A 21,000-nucleotide genomic window follows, 5' to 3' on the forward strand; every position below is an offset into this window, starting at 1 on the left:
CTAGCGCGGCGAGGTCTCGATCTTCAGCCAGGCGATCAGGTCGCGGCGGTCCTGATTGTCGGGCACGCCGGCGAAGCTCATCTTGTTGCCGGGCAGGTAGGTGCGCGGGTTGGCCAGCCACTGGTCGAGCCGCTCGGCATCCCAGGTGAAGTCTGCGGCCTGCAGGGCCTTTGAGTAGTTGTAGCCGTCATGCCGACCGGCGGGGCGACCGAACAGGCCGTAAAGGTTGGGTCCGGTCATATTGGGGCCGCCCGGGGTGACCGTGTGGCAGGCGCGGCAGCGGGCGAAGGCGCGTCGGCCATTCTCGTAATCCGCCTCGTTGTAGGGGGCGGGCAGGGCGGTGAGGGCCACGCCGATCTGTTCGGCGGTCAGCGCCGCGGGCGGCGGCGCTTTCGGTGTCGCCGGGCCCGACGACTCGCCACAGGCCGCGACGGCGAGGGCCATGAGGGCGAGGCTGACGACGCGGGGGGGCGGGGAGAGGATCATCAGGAGCTCCGTGTTGGGTCCGGCATAGGTCGAGCCGTGGAAATCGACAAGCGGACTGGACGACGCGGGGCAGCACCTGATAATCACTGTCAACTGGAAGGCGCGCCGTAAGCGGACGGTTGTGCCCCGACATTTTCCGTCCGACCCGCAACGGCAGTTCGAGTTTCCATGATCGAGATCATCAAGCTGAGCCGGGCCCGCCGGGGTCAGGAGGGCCGGGTTCACGCCGTCGAGGCGATCGAGGACAATCCCGCCGATGCGCTGGAGCTGGAGCGACGCCTGCTGGAATTCGGTCTGGTCGAGGGCGCGCGGGTGCAGATGATCCACGAGGGGCCGGTCGGCCGTGACCCGGTCGTGCTGAACGTCGAGGGCATGCGGATCGCGCTGCGGCGGCACGAGGTGCGGGGCCTGAGTCTGCAGCTGGACGGGGCGGACACCGCAGCATGAGCGCGTCGATGATGACGGTTGCCCTGGTCGGCAACCCGAACAGCGGCAAGACGGCCCTGTTCAACGCCCTGACGGGCAGCCGGCAGAAGGTTGCCAACTATGCCGGGGTGACGGTCGAGCGGAAGGCCGGCGCCATCAAGGCCCCGGACGGCACGCCGATGACGGTGCTGGACCTGCCGGGGACCTATTCGCTGCGGGCGCGCAGCCCCGATGAGGTGATCACCCGCGATGTGGTGCTGGGGCGCCGGCCCGAGGATGTGCCCGATGTGCTGGTGGTGGTGGCCGATGCCACCAATCTGCGGCTGGTGCTGCGGCTGGCGCTGGAGATCAAGGCGGTCGGGCTGCCGGCGGTCATGGCGCTGAACATGTATGATATCGCCGAGCGTCAGGGCCTGCGGATCGACCTGGAGGGTCTGTCGCAGGCCCTCGGCATGCCGGTCGTGACGACGGTGGCGACGCGCAAGCGCGGGCTGGATGAGCTGCTGGCCACCGTGCAGGGCGTGCTGGCCTCGACCGCAGCCCGGCCCTCGACCTGGCACGAACCGGATGTCGCCGAGATCCGCGCGGCGCACCGCGAGGCCAGCCGTATCCTGTCGGCGCATGTGCAGCCGCCCGAACGGCCCGACACCCTGACCGGCAAGATCGACAGCGTGTTGCTGCACCCGGTTGCGGGGCTGCTGATTCTGCTGACCCTGTTGTTCGTGATGTTCCAGGCGGTCTTCAGCTGGGCCGCGCCCGGGATGGACGCCATCGACATGGGGCTGGGCGCGCTGGGCGGCTGGGTCGCGGGGATCATGCCCGACGGTCTGCTGCAGAGCCTGGTGGTCGACGGGCTGATTGCCGGCGTGGGCAGTGTGCTGGTGTTCCTGCCGCAGATTCTGGTGCTGTTCCTGTTCATCCTGTTGCTGGAAGACTTCGGCTATATGGCGCGGGCCGCCTTTCTGATGGACCGCATCATGGGCGGGGCGGGTCTGCACGGGCGAGCCTTCATTCCGCTGCTGTCCAGCTTTGCCTGCGCCATTCCCGGCGTCATGTCGGCGCGGGTGATCGACTCGAAGCGGGACCGGCTGACGACCATCATGGTGGCGCCGCTGATGACCTGTTCGGCGCGCATTCCGGTTTACACTCTGATCATCGCCGCCTTCATCCCACGCGAGACGGTCTGGGGCTGGGTCGAGCTGCAGGGGCTGGTGATGTTCGGCCTGTACGCGGCGGGGATCATCAGCGCTCTGGTGGTGTCGTTCGTGATCCGCAAGATCTTCTGGAGGGGGGCGTTCGAGCCCTTCATGATGGAGTTGCCGGCCTACAAGATGCCGGACCCGGGCAGTGTGGCGCTCAACCTGTGGCAGCGGGCGCGGATTTTCCTCGAGCGGGCCGGCCGGATCATCCTGCCGCTGATGGTGGTGGTGTGGGCGCTGTCGACCTTCCCCGGACCGCCGCCCGACGCGACGGGCGCGGCGATCGACTACAGTTTCGCCGGGATGATCGGCCGGGCGCTGGAGCCGATTTTCGCGCCGATCGGCTTCAACTGGCAAATGGTGGTGGCGCTGGTCCCGGGTATGGCGGCGCGCGAGGTGGCGGTGGCCGCGCTGGGCACCGTCTATGCCGTGGCCGATGCCGAGAGCGCGGTCGGCACCCTGGCCGGTGTGCTGTCGTTGCAGTGGTCGCTGGCGACGGGGCTGGCCTTCCTGGCCTGGTATGTGTTCGCGCCGCAGTGCGTGGCGACGCTGGGCGTGGTCAAGCGCGAGACCAACTCGTGGATGTGGATGTGGGTCATGGTCGTCTATATGTTCGCCCTGGCCTATCTGGCGGCCTTTGTGGTCTATCGGCTGGCCGTGGCGTTCGGCCTCGGCTGAGACGGAGCGGACATGCTGGCGACGGTCGGGATCGGAGCAGGGGGTCTGATCGTCGGTCTGGCGGTGTCGCGGCTGAGCCTGTGGCTGGCGGCGCTGGACGGAGAGGTGGCGCGGGCGCCCAGCCTGAAACGGGATGGGGCGCTGAGCCTGATGGCCGGCGGCCTTGGCGTATGGGCCGCGCTCGCATCGCCAACCGTATTGTTCGCGGCGGTCAGCGCGCTGCTGGCCTGGCAGCTGCTGATGCTGGCGGTCGTGGACGGCGAGAATTTCTGGCTTCCGGATGTGCTGACCTGGCCGCTGGTGGTGACGGGGCTGTTCGCGGCGTGGTGGCTGGAGCCGGGCAGTCTGATGGCGCGCGCCATCGGGGCGGCGGCGGGGTTCGGGCTGCTGTGGGGGCTGGGCTGGCTGTACCGGCGTCTGCGCGGCCGGGAGGGGCTGGGCGGCGGCGACCCGTTCCTGATGGCCGGGGCCGGGGCCTGGGTCGGCTGGATGGGTCTGGCCAGCGTCATGCTGTGGGCCGGGCTGGCGGGGCTCAGTCTGGTGATCGCGCGGCGGGTGACAGGCAAGGCGGTCAGCGGTCAGGATGCCCTGCCGTTCGGGGTGCTCCTGGCCATCGGCATCTGGCTGACCTGGCTGTACGGCCCGCTGGGACTGGCGATCAGCGGCCGGTGATCAGGCGGACGAGGATGAGCGCCGTTGTCTCGATGATGGCCCGGTCGCTGTCGGCGCGTTTCAGAAGGTTGAAACTGGCGGCCGCGGACTCGGCGATATTGGCGACCTCATAGGAGGCGAGGCGCGGGTCGTAGCCGTCCGGGTGCAGGCCGGAACTGGCCGCCTGGGCGATGCGCCGCTCCAGCGCCAGATGCAGTCGGCGCAGGCGCTTTACGCGAGCCTCGACAAAGGCGGGATCGCCGCGATCGGCCATCATCTGCTCGACGCGGATGATGGCGCCGTGTCGGGACCACAGGTCCAGCATATGGGTGATGAGGGCGCGGGCGTGGGTCAGGCCCTGACCGGCGGACCAGTCGGCCTCGACATGATGGGCCAGTCCCTGCCAGTCGCTGGCGACCTCGTCGCAGAGGGCCAGCAGGGCTTCGTCGAGGGTATCGAAATAGGTGTAGAAGGTGGGGGCGGACGTTCCCGCCGACTGGGCCACCTCGGCGATACGGATCTCGCCGAGGTGCCGGGTGGCCAACAGGCCGCGCAGGGCCTCCAGAATGGCCGAACGGGTGCGACCGCCGCGCGCGCCGATCCTGTGTCCCAGCTTGTTGACGGCGTCGGCCATGAAACCCCGGGGGAGGGGACGGGAAATGGTGCCGGTTGCAGGAATCGAACCCGCGACCTTCGGTTTACAAAACCGCTGCTCTACCAGCTGAGCTAAACCGGCGCCGGGCGGTTATGCGCAGGCGGCGTCGCCTGTGCAAGGGGCTGTGTGCACCTGCGTAATGCCCCTATGTCGGTTCGAGGGCGGCGGCGACCTTGTCGGCCAAGGCGCGTAGGTGGTCGCTCTCGGCCATGGGGGCGTGGCCATGGCCCTTCATCGGCCGATCCGACCAGCGCGGGATGATGTGAAAATGCAGGTGAAAGACCGTCTGGCCCCCGGCCTCGCCATTGAACTGCATGATGCTGAGACCCTCGGGCTTCAGGGCCTTCTCCGCGGCGCGGGCGATGCGGTGAACGGCGCGCATGATGTGGTTCAGGGTGTCGGGATCGACCTCGAGCAGGTTGCGGGCCTGGGAGGTCTTCGAGATCACCAGCATATGGCCCTCGGACTGGGGGAAGACGTCCATGAAGACGCGCACATGGTCGTCTTCCCAGACCGTCACCGAGGGGATGTCGCCGCGCAGGATGCGGGCAAAGATATTGTCGGGGTCATAGGGGCCATGCAGGCTCATGCGGCGCTCTCCGGTTTGAATCGGGACAGCCTAACATGTCGGTCAGGGCACGGGAGCCATTGACCGGCTGATGCGCTGTGGCGGAGGGTGTGGTTCAAGACCTGCAGGAGAGGAGACGGCGTCATGGTGCGCTTCATTGTTCAGGCCCTGGTGACGATGGTCGGCCTGTGGCTGGCGGACTTTCTGATCGCGGGCGTTGAGTTTCTGTCGACCGGGTCGCTGATCGCGGCGGCCATCATCCTCGGGATCGTCAACGCCTTCGTCAGGCCCATTCTGGTCGTCGTGACCTTCCCCATCACGGTGATCACCCTGGGGCTGTTCCTGCTGGTGGTGAATGCGGCGATGATCGGCCTGACATCGATGTTTCTGGGCGGGTTTGTCGTCGACGGCCTGTGGCCCGGCATCGGCGCGGCCATTGTGACCGGCATTGTCAGCTGGATCGCGGGGGCCTTTATCCCGGACGAAGCCCGGGGCTGAGCTTGCCACGCCTGCCGGGACGGGCCATCAAGGCGGGGCATAGGCGGAGGACGCAATGATCCGATATCTGGCCGGGCTGGTGATGGCCCTTGTTCTCGCAGGGCCTGCCTTTGCCCAGGGTGCGCCGGCGGAAGACTATGCGCACCGTGAGGCGCTGGCCCGACAGGTCGTGGCCTTGATCGATCCCGGCGAAGCGATGGAGGCCGTCCTTTTGACGTTGCCTGAAGTCATCGCAGAGGAAAGCGCAGACCTGTCGCCCGAAGAGCGCGCCCTGTTCAAATCGGTGATGATGACCAGTATCCGTGAAGCCTTGCCCGCCTATATGGGCAATGTGATTGACGCCATGGTGCCGCTGTATGCCGAGAATTTTACCGTCGGTGAGCTGGAGGCCATGCTCGACTTTTACGGGACGCCCGAAGGGGCATCCGTCCTGAAGAAGAGTGTGACGCTGGGTATCGACGCCCAGCGGATATCCATGGACCTGCTGCCCGGTTTCATGGAGGACGTGGCCGTCAGCGTCTGTCGTCAAATGGACTGTGACCCGGCGGAATTCCTGGCAGGGGTGCGTTGACCGCACCCGTGAAGCCCCGGCTGTCGCTGGTCGGACCGGGGATCGTCGTTGCAGCGACGGGCATCGGCGCCGGGGACCTGCTGGCGACCCTGATCGCGGGTGGCCGGTTCGGCTATCTGCTGCTGTGGGCGGCGCTGGTCGGGACGCTGTTGAAGATCGCCCTGGCCGAGGGCGTCGGCCGCTGGACGCTGGCGTCGGGGCGGACCCTTTTCGACGGCTGGGCGAGATTGCCGGGGCCGGGGGTGAAGGTGCCGGGCGGCGGGACGCTGAACTGGGCTGGCCTCTATTTCGGCATCTACGCCATCATCTGGGGCTTTGTGTACGGCGCCAGCGCCATGACGGCGACCGGCCTGCCGCTGACGGCGCTGTTCCCGGTGCTGGACCTGAAGAGCTGGGGAATGATCACGGGTGTGATCGGCCTGATCCTGGTCTGGCTGGGCAGCTATGGCCTGTTCGAGAAGATCATGACCGGGCTGGTCGCCATCATGTTCGTGACCGTCGTCGGCCTGGCGGTGCTGGTCACGCCGGACCTGCCGCGCCTGATCACCGGCGTCTGGCCGACGCTGCCCGAAGGGTCCGGCTTCTACACCCTGGGCCTGATCGGCGGCGTGGGGGGCACGATCACCATGGCGGCCTATGGATACTGGCTGACGGCCAAGGGCTGGAAGGGTCCTGAGTTCATGCCGATCATGCGGTGGGACAACCGCATCGCCTACGGGATGACCGGCATCTTCGTGGTGGCCATGCTGATCGTCGGGGCCGAGCTGTTGCACGCGGCGGGGATCGCCCTGGCCAGCGGGGATCGCGGCCTGCTGAACCTGTCGGATGTGCTGCGGGAGCGGTTCGGCCAGCCGATTGCCATCCTGTTTCTCGTGGGCTTTCTGGCCACCACCTTCTCGAGCCTGATCGGGGTCTGGCAGGGGGTCAGTTTGATGGTCGCGGACTTCGTGGCGCACGCCGCAGGGCGGGTCGGCGATCCGACCATGACGGGATCGAAGTCGCCGGCGTTTCGCGCCTATCTGTTGTGGCTGACCTTTCCCCCGATGGCGCTGCTGTTCATCGACCGGCCGTTCGGTCTGATCGTGGCCTATGGGGTGCTGGGCAGTCTGTTCATGCCGTTTCTGGCCGGGACGCTGATGTGGTTGTTGAACGGCCGGGATCAGCCGGCGGACTGGCGCAGCGGCTGGCTGTCGAACGGGGCACTGGGGCTTGCGGCCCTGCTGTTCGCGGTGCTGGCGGGCCAGCAGCTGTATGAGATCATCGCCGGCTGAGAACGCCCCCGGCTTGCCGTCGCGGCAGGCTTGGCCTACCCCTCGGCGCGCGGAATCACTGAAACGACGGACGCTTTTGACATGACCCTCGCCTTTCTTTTTCCCGGACAGGGCAGCCAGGCCGTCGGCATGGGCGGCAGCCTGGCCGGGGCCTTTGCCAGCGCGCGCGAGGTCTTCGACGAGGTCGATGAAGCGCTGGGCCAGCGCCTGTCCATGCTGATGCGTGAGGGCCCGGAGGACCAGCTGACCCTGACCGAAAATGCCCAGCCGGCCCTGATGGCGGTGTCGGTGGCGGTCGCCCGGGTGCTGAAGGTCGAGTTCGGGATCGATATGTCGAAGGCGGGCTATGTCGCGGGACATTCGCTGGGCGAATATTCGGCCCTGTGCGCCGCGGGCGCGATCAGCCTGGCCGACACGGCCCGCCTGCTGAAGCTGCGCGGCCAGGCGATGCAGCGCGCCGTGCCGGTCGGCAAGGGGGCCATGGCCTCGCTGATCGGCCCCAGGACGGATCTGGCTCTGGCCGAGGCAGCCGCGGCGGCGGGCTCGGAAGTCGGGGTCTGTGTCGTCGCTAATGACAACAACGCCGGCAATATCGTGATCTCCGGCGACAAGGCCGCAGTCGATCGCGCCATCGAAAAGGCCAAGGAACTGGGCGCGCGCGCCATTCCGCTGAACGTCTCGGCGCCGTTCCACTGTCCGCTGATGCAGTCGGCCGCCGATGAGATGGCCGATGCCCTGGCCGATGCCAAGATTGTCGCGCCGGTCGTGCCCGTGGTCGCCAATGTCACGGCCCGGCCCGAGACCGATCCCGAGGCGATCCGTCGCCTGCTGGTCGAACAGGTCACCGGCCGGGTGCGCTGGCGCGAGTCGATGGAATGGATGGCCGGCGAAGGCGGCGTGACGCGCTTTGCGGAGATCGGCTCGGGCAAGGTGCTGACCGGCATGGCCAAACGCATTGCCCCGGAGGCCGAAAGCCTGGCCCTGAACGCGCCGGAAGATCTCGAGGCGTTCGCGAAGTCGCTTGAAGGCTGACCCATGCGCCTGTCGACCCTTCTGATCGCTGTATCCCTGATGCTCGGGCTATCCGCCTGCGCCAACTCGGGGGCGACGCCGACAAGCTTTTCGCCGCAGTCGCAGACGGCCTTGCTGGTGGTGGCGGGACCGAAATACAGCTTCGCGGCCAACACCGGCTTTCGGCGCGTGGATCTCGGGACCAACGCGTTTCTGGCCGACTATCAGGGATTCGGCACCGGCGGTTTCAACGGGAGTCAGTTCAACTCGGACGGCCCCGTGTACTTCAGCGTACGAGAGGTCGCGGCCGGCGATTATGCGCTGGTCAGCCTGTTGATGACGCCGGGCAACAGCTTCTGGACCTGCATGCCGACGGGCGGTCCCGTCTTCACATTGCGCTCCGGCGAAGTGACCATTGTCAGCACCCTGCCGTACTGGATGACCAATGCGGCGGTGCCGCGTCCCGAGCCGGTGACGGATAGCATGCTGCTCGAGTCCTTTGCCGAGGCGCGTCTGGCCCACCCCGGACTGGTCGGGGAAGCCCGCGTCGCGCGACCTGCAGCGACTATTCGCTGGCAATCCGGCGTCGGCATGACGCGGAACTGTTCGGAATCCCCGACCTTCGAGCGCCTGTCCTAGGCACTGCCCCTACTGACTTCGGAGAGACACCCATGTTCAACCTTTCAGGAAAAACCGCCCTCGTGACCGGCGCCACGGGCGGGATCGGCGGGGCCATCGCTCGCGCCCTCCATGCGCAGGGTGCGACCGTCGTGCTATCGGGCACGCGCGAGGCGGTGCTGGCCGATCTGGCGAAAGAGATGGGCGAGCGCGCCTTTGTTGCGGCCGCCAACCTGTCGGATGCGGAGTCGGTGGACGGCCTGATCGGGCGGGCCGAGGAAGCCGCCGGCGCGCCGCTCGCCATCCTGGTCGCCAATGCCGGCATCACCAAGGACGGCCTGTTGATGCGGATGAAGGACGAGGATTTCTCCGACGTCATCAAGGTCAATCTGGAAAGCTATTTCCGCCTGTCGCGCGCGGCCATGAAGGGCATGATGAAGCGTCGGTCGGGCCGGATCATCGGGGTGACCTCGGTGGTCGGGGTGACCGGCAATCCGGGCCAGACCAACTATGCCGCGTCCAAGGCCGGCATGATCGGCTTTTCCAAGTCGCTGGCGCAGGAGGTCGGCTCGCGCGGGATCACGGTCAATTGTATCGCGCCGGGCTTCATCGCCAGCCCGATGACCGATGTGCTGAACGATCAGCAGCGCGAGACCATTCTGAAGAACATCCCCGCCGGCCGGCTGGGCACGGGCGACGAGATCGCCGCCGCCGCCGTCTATCTGTCCTCGGACGAAGCCGCCTATGTCACGGGCCAGACCCTGCATGTGAACGGCGGCATGGCGATGATCTGAGCCGACAGGTTCGGCATCAAACCCCGTAACCGCCCCTTTCCCCAGCGAGCGACTGTGCTAAAGGGCAGGGGCACACGGCGGCGGCGAGTCTGGTTCAGGCTTGCGTCGGCGACTTCGCCGTCATACGGCAGGCATGTAAGACAACTGCCGCATTCAGCGGCTTATCAAGGCAGAGATACCCATGTCCGACACTCTGGAACGCGTCCGCAAGATCGTCATCGACCACCTGGACGCTGATCCCGACAAGGTCACCGAAAAGGCCAGCTTCATCGACGACCTGGGCGCCGACTCGCTCGACAACGTCGAACTGGTCATGGCCTTCGAGGAAGAATTCGACATCGAGATCCCGGATGATGCCGCCGAGCACATCCAGACGGTCGGCGATGCGGTGAAGTTCATCGACGAGAAACTGGCGGGCTGATGCCCGGCTGAAACCGGCCCGATGGCCGCCGCGGTGTGCCCCTAGCGGGCCCGCCCGGCGGCCATTAGTGTTTGTGGCCACAGTGGAATCGATAAGGAGCCGCCAAGATGCGTCGTGTCGTGGTGACGGGACTGGGCCTTCTGACCCCTCTGGGGACGGGCGTCGAGCATAACTGGACGGGTATTCTGGCCGGTCGGTCCGGCATTCGCCCGATCACGGCCTTTGATACCGAGGGCTGGGGCTGCACCATTGCGGGCGAACTGCCGAGCGTCGACGGTCGCGGCGGCGGCAAGCCCGGGGACCCCGGCGTGTTCGATCCCGACAGCATCATGTCGCCCAAGGACCGCAAGCGCGTCGACAACTTCATCCTGTACGGCATTGCTGCCGCCGACGAGGCCCTGGCCGATGCCGGCTGGAAACCCGAGAGCGACCACGACCGCGAGCGCACCGGCGTGATGATGGGCTCGGGCATCGGCGGGCTGGGCCCCATTGCCGAGACCTCGCTGGAGCTGGAGGCCAAGGGTCCGCGCCGGATCAGCCCCTTCTTCATCCCCTCGGCCCTGATCAATCTGGCGTCCGGGCAGATCTCGATCCGGCATGGCCTCAAGGGCCCGAACCACGCCGTGGTCACGGCCTGCGCCTCGGGCGTGCACGCCATCGGCGACGCGGCCCGGATGATCGCGCTGGACGACGCCGATGTGATGGTCGCCGGCGGGGCGGAAAGCTCGATCGTGCCCATCGGCATCGCGGGCTTCCTGGCCTGCAAGGCGCTGTGCACCGACTTCAACGACACGCCGGAGAAGGCCAGCCGTCCCTATGACAAGGACCATGCAGGCTTTGTCATGGGCGAGGGCGCCGGGGTGGTGGTGCTGGAGGAATATGAGCACGCCAAGGCACGCGGCGCGAAAATCTATGCCGAGGTGGTCGGCTACGGCATGAGCGGCGACGCCTATCACATCACCGCGCCCTCCGAGGACGGCGACGGCGCCTATCGCGCCATGGCCGCGGCGGTGAAGCGGGCCGGGATCCAGCCGGGCGACATCGACTATGTGAACGCTCACGGCACCTCGACCATGGCCGACTGGATCGAGCTGGGCGCGGTCGAGCGGCTGGTGGGCGATGCGGCCTCGACGGTCGCCATGTCCTCGACCAAGTCGATGACCGGTCACCTGCTGGGGGCGGCCGGCGCCATCGAGGCGGTGTTCACCGTTCTGGCCATCCGCGACCAGATCGCGCCGCCGACCATCAATCTGGACAATCCCGAGCGCGAGACGGCCATCGATCTGGTGCCGCACACGGCCAAGCCGATGAAGATCGATGTGGCGATGTCGAACAGCTTCGGCTTCGGCGGCACCAATGCCAGCCTGATCCTGAAGAAGGTCGACTAGAGTGGCGGGCAGGGGGGTGCCGTCCGACTCGAAGCGTCCGCTGGGGGCAGCCCTGCTGGCGGCCTCCGCGACCTTCAGCCTGTTCCTGATCGGGGCGCTGGTCTGGGGCTGGAGCGTGTTCTACGCCCCCGGGCCCGAGGCGCGTCAGGGCGATACGACCATCGTGGTCCTGCCCAGCGGGGCGGGGGTCTCGGCCATCGGGGCGTCGCTGAAACAGGCCGGGGTGATCCGCTCGACCGACATGTTCAAGGCGGCGGTGACCCTCACCGGATCGGACCGCAAGCTGCGCGCGGGCGAGTATGAGGTACCGTCCGGGGCGTCGTTGCGCTCGGTCATCAGCCTGCTGGTCGATGGAAGGGTGGTGCGACATTACGTGACCCTGCCCGAGGGCTGGTCGTCGGCCCAGGCCTTCGACATCCTGATGGCCGAGGACATCCTGACGGGTGAGATCGAGATCCCCGAGGAGGGCACGCTGTGGCCCGATACCTATGAAATCACGCGGGGCGAGAGCCGCGCCTCGGTGATCGCCCGGATGCAGGGCGCGCACGACCGGAACCTGGCCGAACTGTGGGCCCAGCGCAGTCCGAACACCGTGGTGAGCTCGCCGGAAGAGGCGGTGATCCTGGCCTCCATCGTCGAAAAGGAAACCGCCGTGGCCGAGGAACGGCCGATGGTCGCCTCGGTCTTCTCGAACCGGATCCGGCTGGGCATGCGGCTGGAGAGCGATCCGACCATCATCTATGGCATCACCCAGGGACGACCGCTGGGCCGGGGAATCCGTCGCTCGGAGCTGGACCGCCAGACCCGGTGGAATACCTATCAGATCGATGGCCTGCCGCCGACGCCGATTGCCAATCCGGGGCGTGAGGCCATTGCCGCCGTGCTGAACCCGCCGCGATCCGACGCCCTGTTCTTCGTGGCCGACGGCTCGGGTGGGCATGCCTTTGCCTCGACCTATGCCGAGCATCAGCAGAATGTCGCGCGCTGGCGGGCCATCGAGCGCCAGCAACAGGGCCTGCCCCCGGTCGAGGTGCCGCTGCAGGACGAGCCGGCCCCCGAGACCGGAGCCGAGATCACTATCCTGCCGCGCGGGGTGACGCCGGAATGACCGGTACCCTGTCGGGCATGACCGGCTTTGGCCGGGCAGACGGTGCACTGGACGGCTGGGTCTGGACGGTCGAGGCGCGCTCGGTCAATGGACGGGGCCTGGAGGTGCGCTTTCGTGGCCCCCCCGGCCTCGACGGGCTGGAGCGCCTGACCAAGGCGCGGGCCCAGGCCCTGATGAACCGGGGCCAGGTGACGGTCGGGGTGCAGGCACGGCGAGAGGCCGATCCGGCCACCGAGATCGCCGTGGATCAGGCGCTGCTGGATCGCTACCTCTCCCTGTCGCTGGACCTGGTCGAGCGCGGAGCGGAGCGCCCGCGCGCCGATGGCCTGCTGGCCCTGCGTGGGGTGCTGGACCGCCCGGAGGAGGCCGACAGCGAAGAACAGAAGGCCGCGCTTGAGGCGGCCATCGGTGCCAGTATCGATCAGGCGCTGGGGGCAATGGTTGCGGCGCGCAAGGTCGAGGGTGGACAGCTGGCGACGCTGATCGTCGACTTCCTCGACCAGATTGCCGTGGGGGTTGAGCAGGCCGAGACCGAGGCCGCCGCCCAGACCGAGGCGGTGCGGGAACGGTTCACCCGACGCATGGCGGAACTGGCGCCGGACACGCCGGGCCTCCAGGACAAGATCGTCATCGAGGCGGCAGCGCTGGCCGCGCGTGCCGATGTGCGTGAGGAGCTGGACCGGCTGCGGGCCCATCTGGACAGTGGCCGTCAGCTGCTGGGGCAGCCCCCGGCCGGGCGGAAACTGGATTTCCTGATGCAGGAGTTCATGAGGGAGGCCAACACCCTGTGCTCCAAATCGGCGACGGTGGAGTTGACTCGCGTCGGCCTGGCGTTGAAGGCCACGATCGATCAGTTGCGTGAACAGGTTCAGAATGTCGAATGACCGTATGCCCCGCCGGGGCGTCCTGCTGATCGTGGCCAGTCCGTCGGGTGCGGGCAAGACGTCGCTGTGCCGGCGCCTGATGGCCGATCACGGGGGTCTGGAGCTGTCGGTCAGTATGACGACGCGCCCGGTCCGCCCGGGGGAGCAGCCGGGACGGGACTATCACTTTGTCGACGAGGCCGAGTTTCAGCGCCTGATCGACGCTGATGCCTTTCTGGAATGGGCCAATGTGCACGGTAATCTCTACGGCTCGCCGCGCGCGCCGGTCGACCGGGCGCTGGCCGAGGGCCGCGACGTCCTGTTCGACATCGACTGGCAGGGCGCCCGCGAGGTGGCCCGCCGCTGCAAGGAGGACGCCGTGCGCGTTTTCATCCTGCCGCCCAGCCTCGAGGAATTGCGCCGCCGACTGGTGACCCGGTCGCAGGACGCCGAAGACGTGATCGACCGCCGCATCCGCAATGCCAAGGGCGAGATCGAACACGCCGACGAGTTCGACTATGTGCTGGTCAATGACGACTTCGACCGCTCCTATGCGGAACTGGCCCACATCTATCATGCGGAGCGGTCGCGCCGGTTTCGTAATCTCTGGGTCCAGGGCTACCAGCAGGCCTTGCTGAACGAGAGGGTCTGACGCCTCAGGCCGGCAGGTCCGGGTTGGTGTTGATCATCCAGGGGATGCCGAACTTGTCGATCAGGCTGCCGAAACCCGGCGACCAGAACGATTCGCCGAATGGCATGACCACCTGGCCGCCGTCTGACAGGGCGTCGAACCAACGACGGGCCTCGGCGACGTCATGGGTGTGCAGGGTCACGTCGAAGCCGTTTTTGGGCTTGTCGATGCCGGGGGCCCAATGGACATCCATATCGGCACCCATGATCGCCTGGTCGCCGATTTGCAGCCAGCCATGCATCAGCCAGTTTTTCATATGCTCCGGCACCTCCATGTCGGGCGGTCCGTCGCTGTAGGGCAGGGCGGCGGTGATCTCGCCGCCCAGGACCCGGGCGTAGAACTCGAAAGCTTCGCGGCATTGGCCGCGGAAGCTGAGGCTGGTGACGATCTTCATGGTGGGGTTCCTCCCGTTTAATCCCTGTTTGCGGCCAACCAGGCTTCAAGCCGGTCGGTCGTGCTGGTCCAGCCATGGCGATGGCCTTCCAGACTGCGTTGGGACTTCAGGCCCGCGTGGGTGAAGTCCATGTGGGTCTTGCCGTCGTCGGTATCGCTGAAGACGACGGTGACCAGGGTGTCGGCGGGCGGGCCGTCCTCGTGGCTCTCATCCCATTTGAAGGTGAAGACGAGGCGTTCGTGCTCGACGATCTCGCGATAGACGCCGCCCTGCCAAAGGTCCTGACCGGTCTCGGGCGAACGGAGGCATATGCGCCAGGCGCCCCCGACGCGCAGATCCTGTTCGACGCTGACGGCGGGCCATTCGACCGGCCCCATCCACTGGACGGTCATTTCCGGGCGTGTCCAGGCCATCCAGACAAGGGCCCGGGGCGCGTCGAAAACCCGCGTCATATGCAGGGTGGGTCGGGTAGCGAGATCCTCGGCGACGGCCATGGTCAGAGCGTCTTCAGCAGTTCGCCGAGCTGGTCGGCGCACTGGCCCCAGCCGTCGTGGAAGCCCATGTCTTCATGCTGCTTCATGGCCGCTTCGGTCCAGTGCTGGGCCTTCGCTGTGTATTTCGTCCGGCCGTCGGGCAGCGGCTCCATGTCGACGCGGCTGACCATGAAGGGATCGCCGGCAGGCCGCCAGTCAGAGGTCAGGCCGTCGGTGGAGATCAGACGACGATTGGGAATGACCTCCAGGAAGACCGAGGTGCAGGGAAAGCTGTTCCCGTCCGGCGCGACCATGATGAACTTCGTCAGGCCGCCGGGGCGGGGATCGCAGCTGGCTTCAGTGATGATCCAGGGCCTGGGCGAGAGCCACTGCTTCATAAGCTCGGGCTCGGTCCAGGCGCGATAGACCTTTTCGGGGGGAGCATCGAAGATGCGCTCCAGCACCAGTTCGAAATCGTGCGCCTCGCCGCTGGTGTCGCAGGGGTTCTCAGTGTCCTCGGCCATCATCTTTGCCTTTTTGCAGATTTCTCAGATAGCTATCGAGACGATCGAAAGAGGCGTCCCAATAGCGGCGGTAGTGTTCCAGCCAGTCGGCCACGCCCTTGAGCGCCATGGGCTCCAGCCGGGCGGGGCGCCACTGGGCCTCGCGGCTGCGACTGATGAGGCCGGCCTTTTCCAGCACCTTCAGGTGTTTCGACACGGCCGGGAGGCTGATGTCGAAGGGCTCGGCCAGTTCGTTGACTGTCGCCTCGCCCTCGCACAGGCGCGCCAGAATGGCCCGGCGGGTCGGGTCGGCCAGGGCGGCGAACTGGGCACTGAGCGGGTCGGGGGTCATGGCGGCTTTCGTGTATAACTGATAGGTTAAATATAGGGCGATTGCGAGTAAGTCAACCGGTTGGTTAAATGAAGCTGGTCGAGGCGAATTCGGCGGGAGACAGCCGGGCCGCATTGAGGGATGCTGGGCTGGTCCCTATGCTGGAGCGCACCATGAAAGCCCTTCTTCTCCTTCTCGCGGCCGTGACGCTCATGTCCGGTCCGGCGCGCGCCCAGAGTGGCGAACCCGGCGACGAGGCGGGCGTGGTGATCGACGCCCTGCATCAGGCCGCGCGCGACGCGGATGGAGAGACCTATTTCGCCCTGTTCACGCCGGATGCGCGCTTCATCGGCACGGATGCGACCGAGCGCTGGACCGTGGCCGAGTTCGAGGCCTATGCCACCCCCTATTTCAGCCGGGGGCAGGGCTGGGACTATCGGGTGGTCAGCCGCGAGCTGTCGATCTTGCCCCTCGATTGCCGTTGTGTGGCGGTGTTCGATGAGGTGCTGGAGAATGACAGCTATGGCACCACCCGGGGATCGGGCGTGCTGCGTCTGACCGACGAGGGCTGGAAGATCGAACAGTATGTGCTGAGCTTTGCCGTGCCGAATGACGTCGCCCGTGACGTCGTCGCCGTGATCCGCGCCGGGGAAGCCGCCCAACCCTGATGGAGTTTGAGGACGACGCCTTTGTGCTCTCCGCCCGGCCGCACGGCGATACGGGTGTGGTGGCCGACCTTCTGACCGAACATCACGGGCGGCGGCTGACCTATGTCGCCGGCGGGGCCTCGCGGCGGATGAAGCCGTTTCTGCAGCCGGGGTCGCGGGTAAGGGCGGCCTTCCGCTCGCGCGACGACAGCCAGCTGGGCTCGGCCCGGCTGGAGCCGCGGGGCGAGGACATCAGCCAGCTGTTTGACTCGCCGCTGGCCCTGGCGGGGCTGGCTGCGGCCACGGCCGTCGTCCAGGGCGCGCTGCCGGAACGGGAGCCTGAGCCCGGCATCTTTGCGGCGATGGAGGCGCTGATGTCGGCCTTTGCCCATGATGCGGTCTGGCCGGCGGTGTTCATCCGGTTCGAACTGGGTTTGCTGGCCAGTCTGGGCTTCGGACTCAATCTGGATGTCTGTGCGGTGTCGGGGGCCACGGACGACCTGGCCTGGGTCAGCCCGCGAACGGGTCGAGCGGTCAGCCGGACCGAGGGCGCGGCCTATGCCGACCGGCTGCTGGGTCTGCCCCCGTTCCTGCTGGGCCACCAGGCGGCGGTCGTCGAGGGGGATGTCGGCATGGGTCTGGCCCTGACCGGCCATTTCCTTGAGGCCTGGGTATTCCATCCGCGCGACAAGCCGTTGCCGCCCGCGCGGGACTGGATGGTCGAGCGCCTGCAACGATCCGGCTTGTTATAGGCGCGGTCGCGGGACTAGGGTCGCGCCGAAATAAATCGGGGAAGTCACACCATGAATATTCGTCGTCTCGCAGGCGTGGGCGCTGCCCTGTCCCTGCTTCTCGCCGGAGGGCTTGCCGCCCCGGTGCTGGCCCAGTCGTCCGACGATGCGCAGGTCGCGCGCCGGATGGAGGCCCATGTCACCTTCCTCGCCTCGGATGCCCTTGAAGGCCGGGACACCGGCTCACGCGGCTATGAGCTGGCGGCCCTCTATGTCGAGAGCCACTTCTTTTCGCTGGGGCTGACGCCGGCCGGGAACGCCGATCGGACCAGCTGGCGCCAGCCCGTCAACTTTGCCGAGATGAGCCTGACCGCAGGCCAGCTGAGCTGGACCGGACCGGACGGCACCGCCCACAGCTGGAGCCAGGGCGACGGCGTGGCCCTGATGCCCACCCAGGTCGGGGATGTGGCGCTGGATACCGGCTTTGTCTTCGTCGGCTATGGGCTGGATGTGCCTGACCACGGGCTCGACGACTATGCGGGGCTGGATGTCGAGGGCAAGGTGGTGCTGGCGCTGTACGGCATGCCCGAGGGCCTGCCCAGCGAACTGGCGGCCCACCTGGGTTCGGCCAAGGCGACGACCGCCTTTGAGCACGGCGCTGTCGGCTACATCATGGTCCATTCGGCCGATACGCGGAACATCCCGTGGTCGGCACTGATGGGGTATTTCGGCGAGCCCCAGACCCGCTGGGCCACGGCCGAGGGTGTCGTGCAAGGCGATGCGCCGGGCATCAAGGTCGAGGGCTTCCTGTCGCAGCCGACGACCGCCATGCTGTTCGAGGCCGCCGGTCAGGATCTGGCGGCCATCCAGGACGCCGCCGCCGCCGGAGCCTCGCCCAAGGGTTTTGAAATCCCGGGATCGGCCAGCGTCAGCCTGACGGCCGAGGCTCGCTATTTCACCAGCCCCAATGTGGTGGCCATCCTGCCGGGTTCGGACCCGTCGGTCGCCGACGAGGTCGTGGTGGTCATGGGCCACCTCGACCACGTGGGCATGTCGGACGACGAGAGCGCCGAGGATCGCATCTCGAACGGGGCCATGGACAATGCCACGGGTATCGCCACCCTGATCGAGGTGGCCCGTGCCCTGTCGCTGTCGGACGAGCGCCCGCGCCGCTCGGTGATGTTCCTGGCCGTCACGGGTGAGGAGCTGGGCCTGCTGGGCTCCAGCCGCTTCGCTGCCGATCCGACCGTGCCGCTGGAAGACATTGTCGGTGTGGTCAATCTGGACATGCCGATCCTGACCTATGACTTCATCGATGTGGTCGCGTTCGGCGCCGACCATTCGACGCTGGGCGCCATCGTCGCCGAGGCGACGGCCGAAGTCGGCGTGGCCACCGTGCCGGACTCCATGCCGGAAGAGAGCCTGTTCGTGCGCTCGGACCACTATGAGTTCGTCAAGGTCGGGGTGCCGTCGGTGTTTCTGGCCACCGGACCCGGCGGTGAGGGGGCGGTCGCCGTGGCCGACTTCCTCGAAAACCACTATCATCAGGTCAGCGACCAGGTGGACCTGCCGTTCGACTGGACTGCGGCGGCCCGGTTCGTGCGCGTGAACACCTCGATCGCCCGGACCATCGCCGACGGCGAGGCCCGGCCCATGTGGTATGAAGGCGACGAGTTCGGCGACCTGTTCGACGCCGACGGCCCGCGCGCCACCCGCCCCTGAGCCGGGCGGACGCCCGTCCGCGCCGATTTGGGCCTAGACTGAACGAAGCGGCGGGCGATTCGTCCGCCGTTTCCCTTTCGTATTGATGCCATGACCCTGCACACCCCTCCGCCGGACGGCGGCCGTATCGTTGACGAGCCGATGGGCGACGCCCTGTCGCGTCGCTATCTGGCCTATGCGCTGTCGACCATCACCAACCGCGCGCTGCCCGATGTGCGGGACGGCTTCAAGCCCGTGCACCGGCGCATCCTGTACGCCATGCACCAGATGCGGCTGAACCCGCAGGCGGCGGCCCGGAAATGCGCCAAGGTCGTCGGCGACGTCATGGGCGGCTATCACCCGCACGGCGACGCCTCGATCTATGACGCCCTGGTGCGCATGGCCCAGGCCTTTGCCCAGCGCTATCCGCTGGTCGACGGGCAGGGGAATTTCGGCAACATCGACGGCGATAACGCCGCGGCCATGCGCTACACCGAGTGCAAGTTGACGGCGGCGGCGGTGCTGTTGATGGAGGGCATCGACCAGAACGCGGTCGACTTCCGCCCCACCTATGACGATCAGGATCAGGAGCCAGTGGTCCTGCCGGCGGGCTTTCCCAACCTGCTGGCCAATGGCTCGTCGGGCATTGCCGTGGGCATGGCGACCTCGATCCCGCCCCACAATGTCGGCGAGCTGATCGAGACCTGCCTGATCCTGCTGGAGGATCCGGAGGCCACGACCGAGGCCCTGATGCAGCATATGCCGGGCCCGGATTTCCCGACCGGGGGCGTGCTGGTCGAGGGCAAGGCCTCGCTGCTGGAGACCTATGAGACCGGACGCGGGGGCTTGCGCCTGCGCGCGCGCTGGGAGGTCGAGCATATGGAGCGCGGCACCTGGCGGATCGTCGTCACCGAGATCCCGTACCAGGTGCAGAAGGGCCGGCTGATTGAGACGCTGGCCGATCTGATCGACCAGAAGAAGGCCCCGTTGCTGGGCGATGTGCGCGACGAGTCGGCCGAGGACATCCGGCTGGTGCTGGACCCGCGTGCCCGCACGGTCGAGCCCGAGGTACTGATGGAGAGCCTGTTCCGGCTGTCCGACCTCGAGGTGCGGGTTCCGGTCAACATCAATGTGCTGGATGCCACGGGCACGCCGGGCGTGATGGGGCTGAAGGCCTGTCTGCAGGCCTTCCTCGATCACCGACGCGAGGTGCTGATCCGCCGTTCGAACTGGCGGGCAGAGCGCATTGAAAAGCGTCTGCATCTGTTGGAAGGGCTGCGGATCGTCTTCCTCAATCTGGATGAGGTGATCCGGATTGTCCGCGAAGAGGAGCAGCCCAAGGCGGCGCTGATTTCGCGGCTGAACCTGACCGAGGTACAGGCCGATTTCGTGCTCGACACCCGGCTGCGGCATCTGGCCCGGCTGGAAGAGCTGGCCATCGAAACCGAGTACAAGGAACTGACCGAGGAGCTGGCCGGGCTGCGGGCGCTGATGGACTCCAAGGCGCGTCAGTGGAAGCGGATCGGCCAGGACTTGGCCGAGGTGCGCAAGGCCCTGCCGTCGCCGCGCCGTACGATCTTCGGCGAGGCCCCCGAGGGCGGCGCCAGCGCGCCGATCGAGGCCTTTATCCCGCGCGAGCCGATCACCGTCGTCCTGTCCGAACGGGGCTGGATCCGGGCCGCCAAGGGCAAGGTCGAGGACCCGTCCGAGCTGAAGTTCAAGGAGGGCGACAGCCTCGCCTTCCTCGTGCCGGCGTTCACGACCGACAAGCTGCTGGTGGCGGCGACCGACGGGCGCATCTTCACCATCGGGGCCGACAAGCTGGCGTCCGGCCGCGGCCATGGCGAGCCGATCCGCCTGATGATCGATCTGGAGGAGGGCGTCGAGATCGTCGCCCTGTTGGCGCACCAGCCGGGGGCGAAGCTGATGGTCGCCTCAAAGGCCGGCTATGGCTTCATCGCGCCGGAAGACGAGCTGCTGGCTCAGAAGCGCGGCGGCAAACAGGTGCTGAACGGCGAGATGGCGGTCTGTCTGCGCGTCACGGGCGATCATGTCGCGGTGATCGGCGACAACATCAAGGCGCTGGTCTTCCCGGTGTCGGAGCTGCCGGAGATGAGCCGCGGCAAGGGCGTGAAATTCCAGTCCTATCGCCAGGGCGGCATGGCCGATGCCACGGTCTTTGCCGAAGAGTCCGGGCCGGACTGGGTCGACGGGGGCGGGCGTCGCCGCAACTGGCCCGACTGGCGCGACTGGATCGGCAAGCGCGCCGCCGTCGGGCGTCAGGGACCCCGGGGCCTGCGCAAATTCCGCTGAGGCTGTCAGG

At 67.3% G+C, this 21,000-nt stretch carries 25 protein-coding genes and 1 tRNA gene; 18 read left to right on the top strand and 8 right to left on the bottom strand.

Annotation, left to right across the window (positions count from 1 at the left end; genetic code table 11):
• A complete protein-coding gene (locus V7672_RS03955; protein WP_335623399.1) occupies positions 1-486 on the bottom strand; it encodes a c-type cytochrome in 486 nt (161 codons plus the stop codon).
• A 168-nt stretch (positions 487-654) separates the two neighbouring features.
• Between V7672_RS03955 and V7672_RS03960 the strand changes: the two genes are divergently transcribed.
• From V7672_RS03960 to V7672_RS03970, 3 genes are read left to right on the top strand one after another with little or no spacing between them, the layout of a single operon-like run.
• Positions 655-933, top strand: a complete 279-nt coding sequence (locus V7672_RS03960) for a FeoA family protein (RefSeq protein WP_335623400.1) — start codon at positions 655-657, stop codon at positions 931-933.
• An 8-nt stretch (positions 934-941) separates the two neighbouring features.
• A complete protein-coding gene (gene feoB / locus V7672_RS03965) occupies positions 942-2,789 on the top strand; it encodes a ferrous iron transporter B (RefSeq protein WP_335623401.1) in 1,848 nt (615 codons plus the stop codon).
• Between the two features lie 12 nt (positions 2,790-2,801).
• Complete coding sequence (locus V7672_RS03970; protein WP_335623402.1) at positions 2,802-3,461, top strand: prepilin peptidase; 660 nt, start codon at positions 2,802-2,804, stop codon at positions 3,459-3,461.
• On the opposite strand, the gene V7672_RS03975 is transcribed toward V7672_RS03970, so the two are convergent.
• The 3 genes from V7672_RS03975 to V7672_RS03985 form a co-directional block, all read right to left on the bottom strand.
• Positions 3,448-4,074 (bottom strand): TetR/AcrR family transcriptional regulator, encoded by a 627-nt coding sequence (locus V7672_RS03975; protein ID WP_335623403.1) that lies wholly within the window; start codon positions 4,072-4,074, stop codon positions 3,448-3,450. The genes V7672_RS03970 and V7672_RS03975 overlap by 14 nt on opposite strands.
• Before the next feature lie 26 nt (positions 4,075-4,100).
• Positions 4,101-4,176: transfer RNA gene (locus V7672_RS03980), tRNA-Thr, on the bottom strand.
• A gap of 64 nt (positions 4,177-4,240) precedes the next feature.
• Positions 4,241-4,684, bottom strand: a complete 444-nt coding sequence (locus V7672_RS03985) for an HIT family protein (protein WP_335623404.1) — start codon at positions 4,682-4,684, stop codon at positions 4,241-4,243.
• A gap of 123 nt (positions 4,685-4,807) precedes the next feature.
• Here V7672_RS03985 and V7672_RS03990 point away from each other — a divergent pair, with 123 nt between their 5' ends.
• The 11 genes from V7672_RS03990 (at position 4,808) to gmk (ending at position 13,858) form a co-directional block, all read left to right on the top strand.
• Complete coding sequence (locus V7672_RS03990; protein WP_335623405.1) at positions 4,808-5,161, top strand: phage holin family protein; 354 nt, start codon at positions 4,808-4,810, stop codon at positions 5,159-5,161.
• A 55-nt stretch (positions 5,162-5,216) separates the two neighbouring features.
• Positions 5,217-5,732 carry a DUF2059 domain-containing protein gene (locus V7672_RS03995; RefSeq protein WP_335623406.1) on the top strand — a complete coding sequence of 172 codons (516 nt, stop codon included), beginning with the start codon at positions 5,217-5,219 and terminating at the stop codon, positions 5,730-5,732.
• Entirely contained in the window at positions 5,729-7,003 is a 1,275-nt protein-coding gene (locus V7672_RS04000) for an Nramp family divalent metal transporter (protein WP_335623407.1), read from the top strand. Before V7672_RS03995 ends, V7672_RS04000 begins: the two co-directional genes overlap by 4 nt.
• 81 nt (positions 7,004-7,084) lie before the next feature.
• Entirely contained in the window at positions 7,085-8,035 is a 951-nt protein-coding gene (gene fabD / locus V7672_RS04005; RefSeq protein WP_335623408.1) for an ACP S-malonyltransferase, read from the top strand.
• A gap of 3 nt (positions 8,036-8,038) precedes the next feature.
• On the top strand, positions 8,039-8,653 hold the full coding sequence (locus V7672_RS04010) for a hypothetical protein (RefSeq protein WP_335623409.1): 615 nt from the start codon (positions 8,039-8,041) through the stop codon (positions 8,651-8,653).
• A gap of 32 nt (positions 8,654-8,685) precedes the next feature.
• On the top strand, positions 8,686-9,426 hold the full coding sequence (gene fabG / locus V7672_RS04015; protein ID WP_335623410.1) for a 3-oxoacyl-[acyl-carrier-protein] reductase: 741 nt from the start codon (positions 8,686-8,688) through the stop codon (positions 9,424-9,426).
• A gap of 181 nt (positions 9,427-9,607) precedes the next feature.
• A complete protein-coding gene (locus tag V7672_RS04020; RefSeq protein ID WP_092312098.1) occupies positions 9,608-9,847 on the top strand; it encodes an acyl carrier protein in 240 nt (79 codons plus the stop codon).
• 107 nt (positions 9,848-9,954) lie between these two features.
• Positions 9,955-11,235 carry a beta-ketoacyl-ACP synthase II gene (gene fabF / locus V7672_RS04025; protein ID WP_335623411.1) on the top strand — a complete coding sequence of 427 codons (1,281 nt, stop codon included), beginning with the start codon at positions 9,955-9,957 and terminating at the stop codon, positions 11,233-11,235.
• Between the two features lies 1 nt (position 11,236).
• Positions 11,237-12,343, top strand: a complete 1,107-nt coding sequence (gene mltG, locus V7672_RS04030) for an endolytic transglycosylase MltG (RefSeq protein WP_335623412.1) — start codon at positions 11,237-11,239, stop codon at positions 12,341-12,343.
• Positions 12,340-13,227, top strand: a complete 888-nt coding sequence (locus tag V7672_RS04035) for a YicC/YloC family endoribonuclease (protein ID WP_335623413.1) — start codon at positions 12,340-12,342, stop codon at positions 13,225-13,227. The genes mltG and V7672_RS04035 overlap by 4 nt, the downstream gene beginning before the upstream one ends.
• Positions 13,217-13,858 (top strand): guanylate kinase, encoded by a 642-nt coding sequence (gene gmk / locus V7672_RS04040; RefSeq protein WP_335623414.1) that lies wholly within the window; start codon positions 13,217-13,219, stop codon positions 13,856-13,858. The genes V7672_RS04035 and gmk overlap by 11 nt, the downstream gene beginning before the upstream one ends.
• Before the next feature lie 4 nt (positions 13,859-13,862).
• On the opposite strand, the gene V7672_RS04045 is transcribed toward gmk, so the two are convergent.
• The 4 genes from V7672_RS04045 to V7672_RS04060 are packed head-to-tail and all read right to left on the bottom strand — an operon-like array spanning position 13,863 to position 15,619.
• Positions 13,863-14,291, bottom strand: coding sequence for a VOC family protein (locus tag V7672_RS04045; RefSeq protein WP_335623415.1), 429 nt, complete (start codon positions 14,289-14,291; stop codon positions 13,863-13,865).
• 17 nt (positions 14,292-14,308) lie between these two features.
• The gene (locus V7672_RS04050) at positions 14,309-14,785 is read right to left on the bottom strand and encodes an SRPBCC family protein (RefSeq protein ID WP_335623416.1); all 477 of its coding nucleotides are present in this window, start codon (positions 14,783-14,785) and stop codon (positions 14,309-14,311) included.
• 2 nt (positions 14,786-14,787) lie between these two features.
• Positions 14,788-15,288: an SRPBCC family protein gene (locus V7672_RS04055; protein ID WP_335623417.1), complete on the bottom strand. Its 501-nt coding sequence runs from the start codon at positions 15,286-15,288 to the stop codon at positions 14,788-14,790.
• A complete protein-coding gene (locus V7672_RS04060) occupies positions 15,272-15,619 on the bottom strand; it encodes an ArsR/SmtB family transcription factor (RefSeq protein WP_335623418.1) in 348 nt (115 codons plus the stop codon). The genes V7672_RS04055 and V7672_RS04060 overlap by 17 nt, the downstream gene beginning before the upstream one ends.
• Positions 15,620-15,771: 152 nt before the next feature.
• On the opposite strand from V7672_RS04060, the gene V7672_RS04065 reads away from it, so the two are divergent.
• The 4 genes from V7672_RS04065 (at position 15,772) to parC (ending at position 20,990) form a co-directional block, all read left to right on the top strand.
• Positions 15,772-16,266 (top strand): nuclear transport factor 2 family protein, encoded by a 495-nt coding sequence (locus V7672_RS04065; protein ID WP_335623419.1) that lies wholly within the window; start codon positions 15,772-15,774, stop codon positions 16,264-16,266.
• Positions 16,266-16,997, top strand: coding sequence for a DNA repair protein RecO (gene recO, locus V7672_RS04070; RefSeq protein ID WP_335623420.1), 732 nt, complete (start codon positions 16,266-16,268; stop codon positions 16,995-16,997). The genes V7672_RS04065 and recO overlap by 1 nt, the downstream gene beginning before the upstream one ends.
• Positions 16,998-17,048: 51 nt before the next feature.
• Complete coding sequence (locus V7672_RS04075) at positions 17,049-18,698, top strand: M20/M25/M40 family metallo-hydrolase (RefSeq protein WP_335623421.1); 1,650 nt, start codon at positions 17,049-17,051, stop codon at positions 18,696-18,698.
• A gap of 90 nt (positions 18,699-18,788) precedes the next feature.
• On the top strand, positions 18,789-20,990 hold the full coding sequence (parC, locus tag V7672_RS04080) for a DNA topoisomerase IV subunit A (RefSeq protein WP_335623422.1): 2,202 nt from the start codon (positions 18,789-18,791) through the stop codon (positions 20,988-20,990).
• Positions 20,991-21,000 lie beyond the last annotated feature (10 nt).

Source organism: Brevundimonas sp. (genome assembly GCF_036963785.1).
Classification (GTDB): domain Bacteria; phylum Pseudomonadota; class Alphaproteobacteria; order Caulobacterales; family Caulobacteraceae; genus Brevundimonas.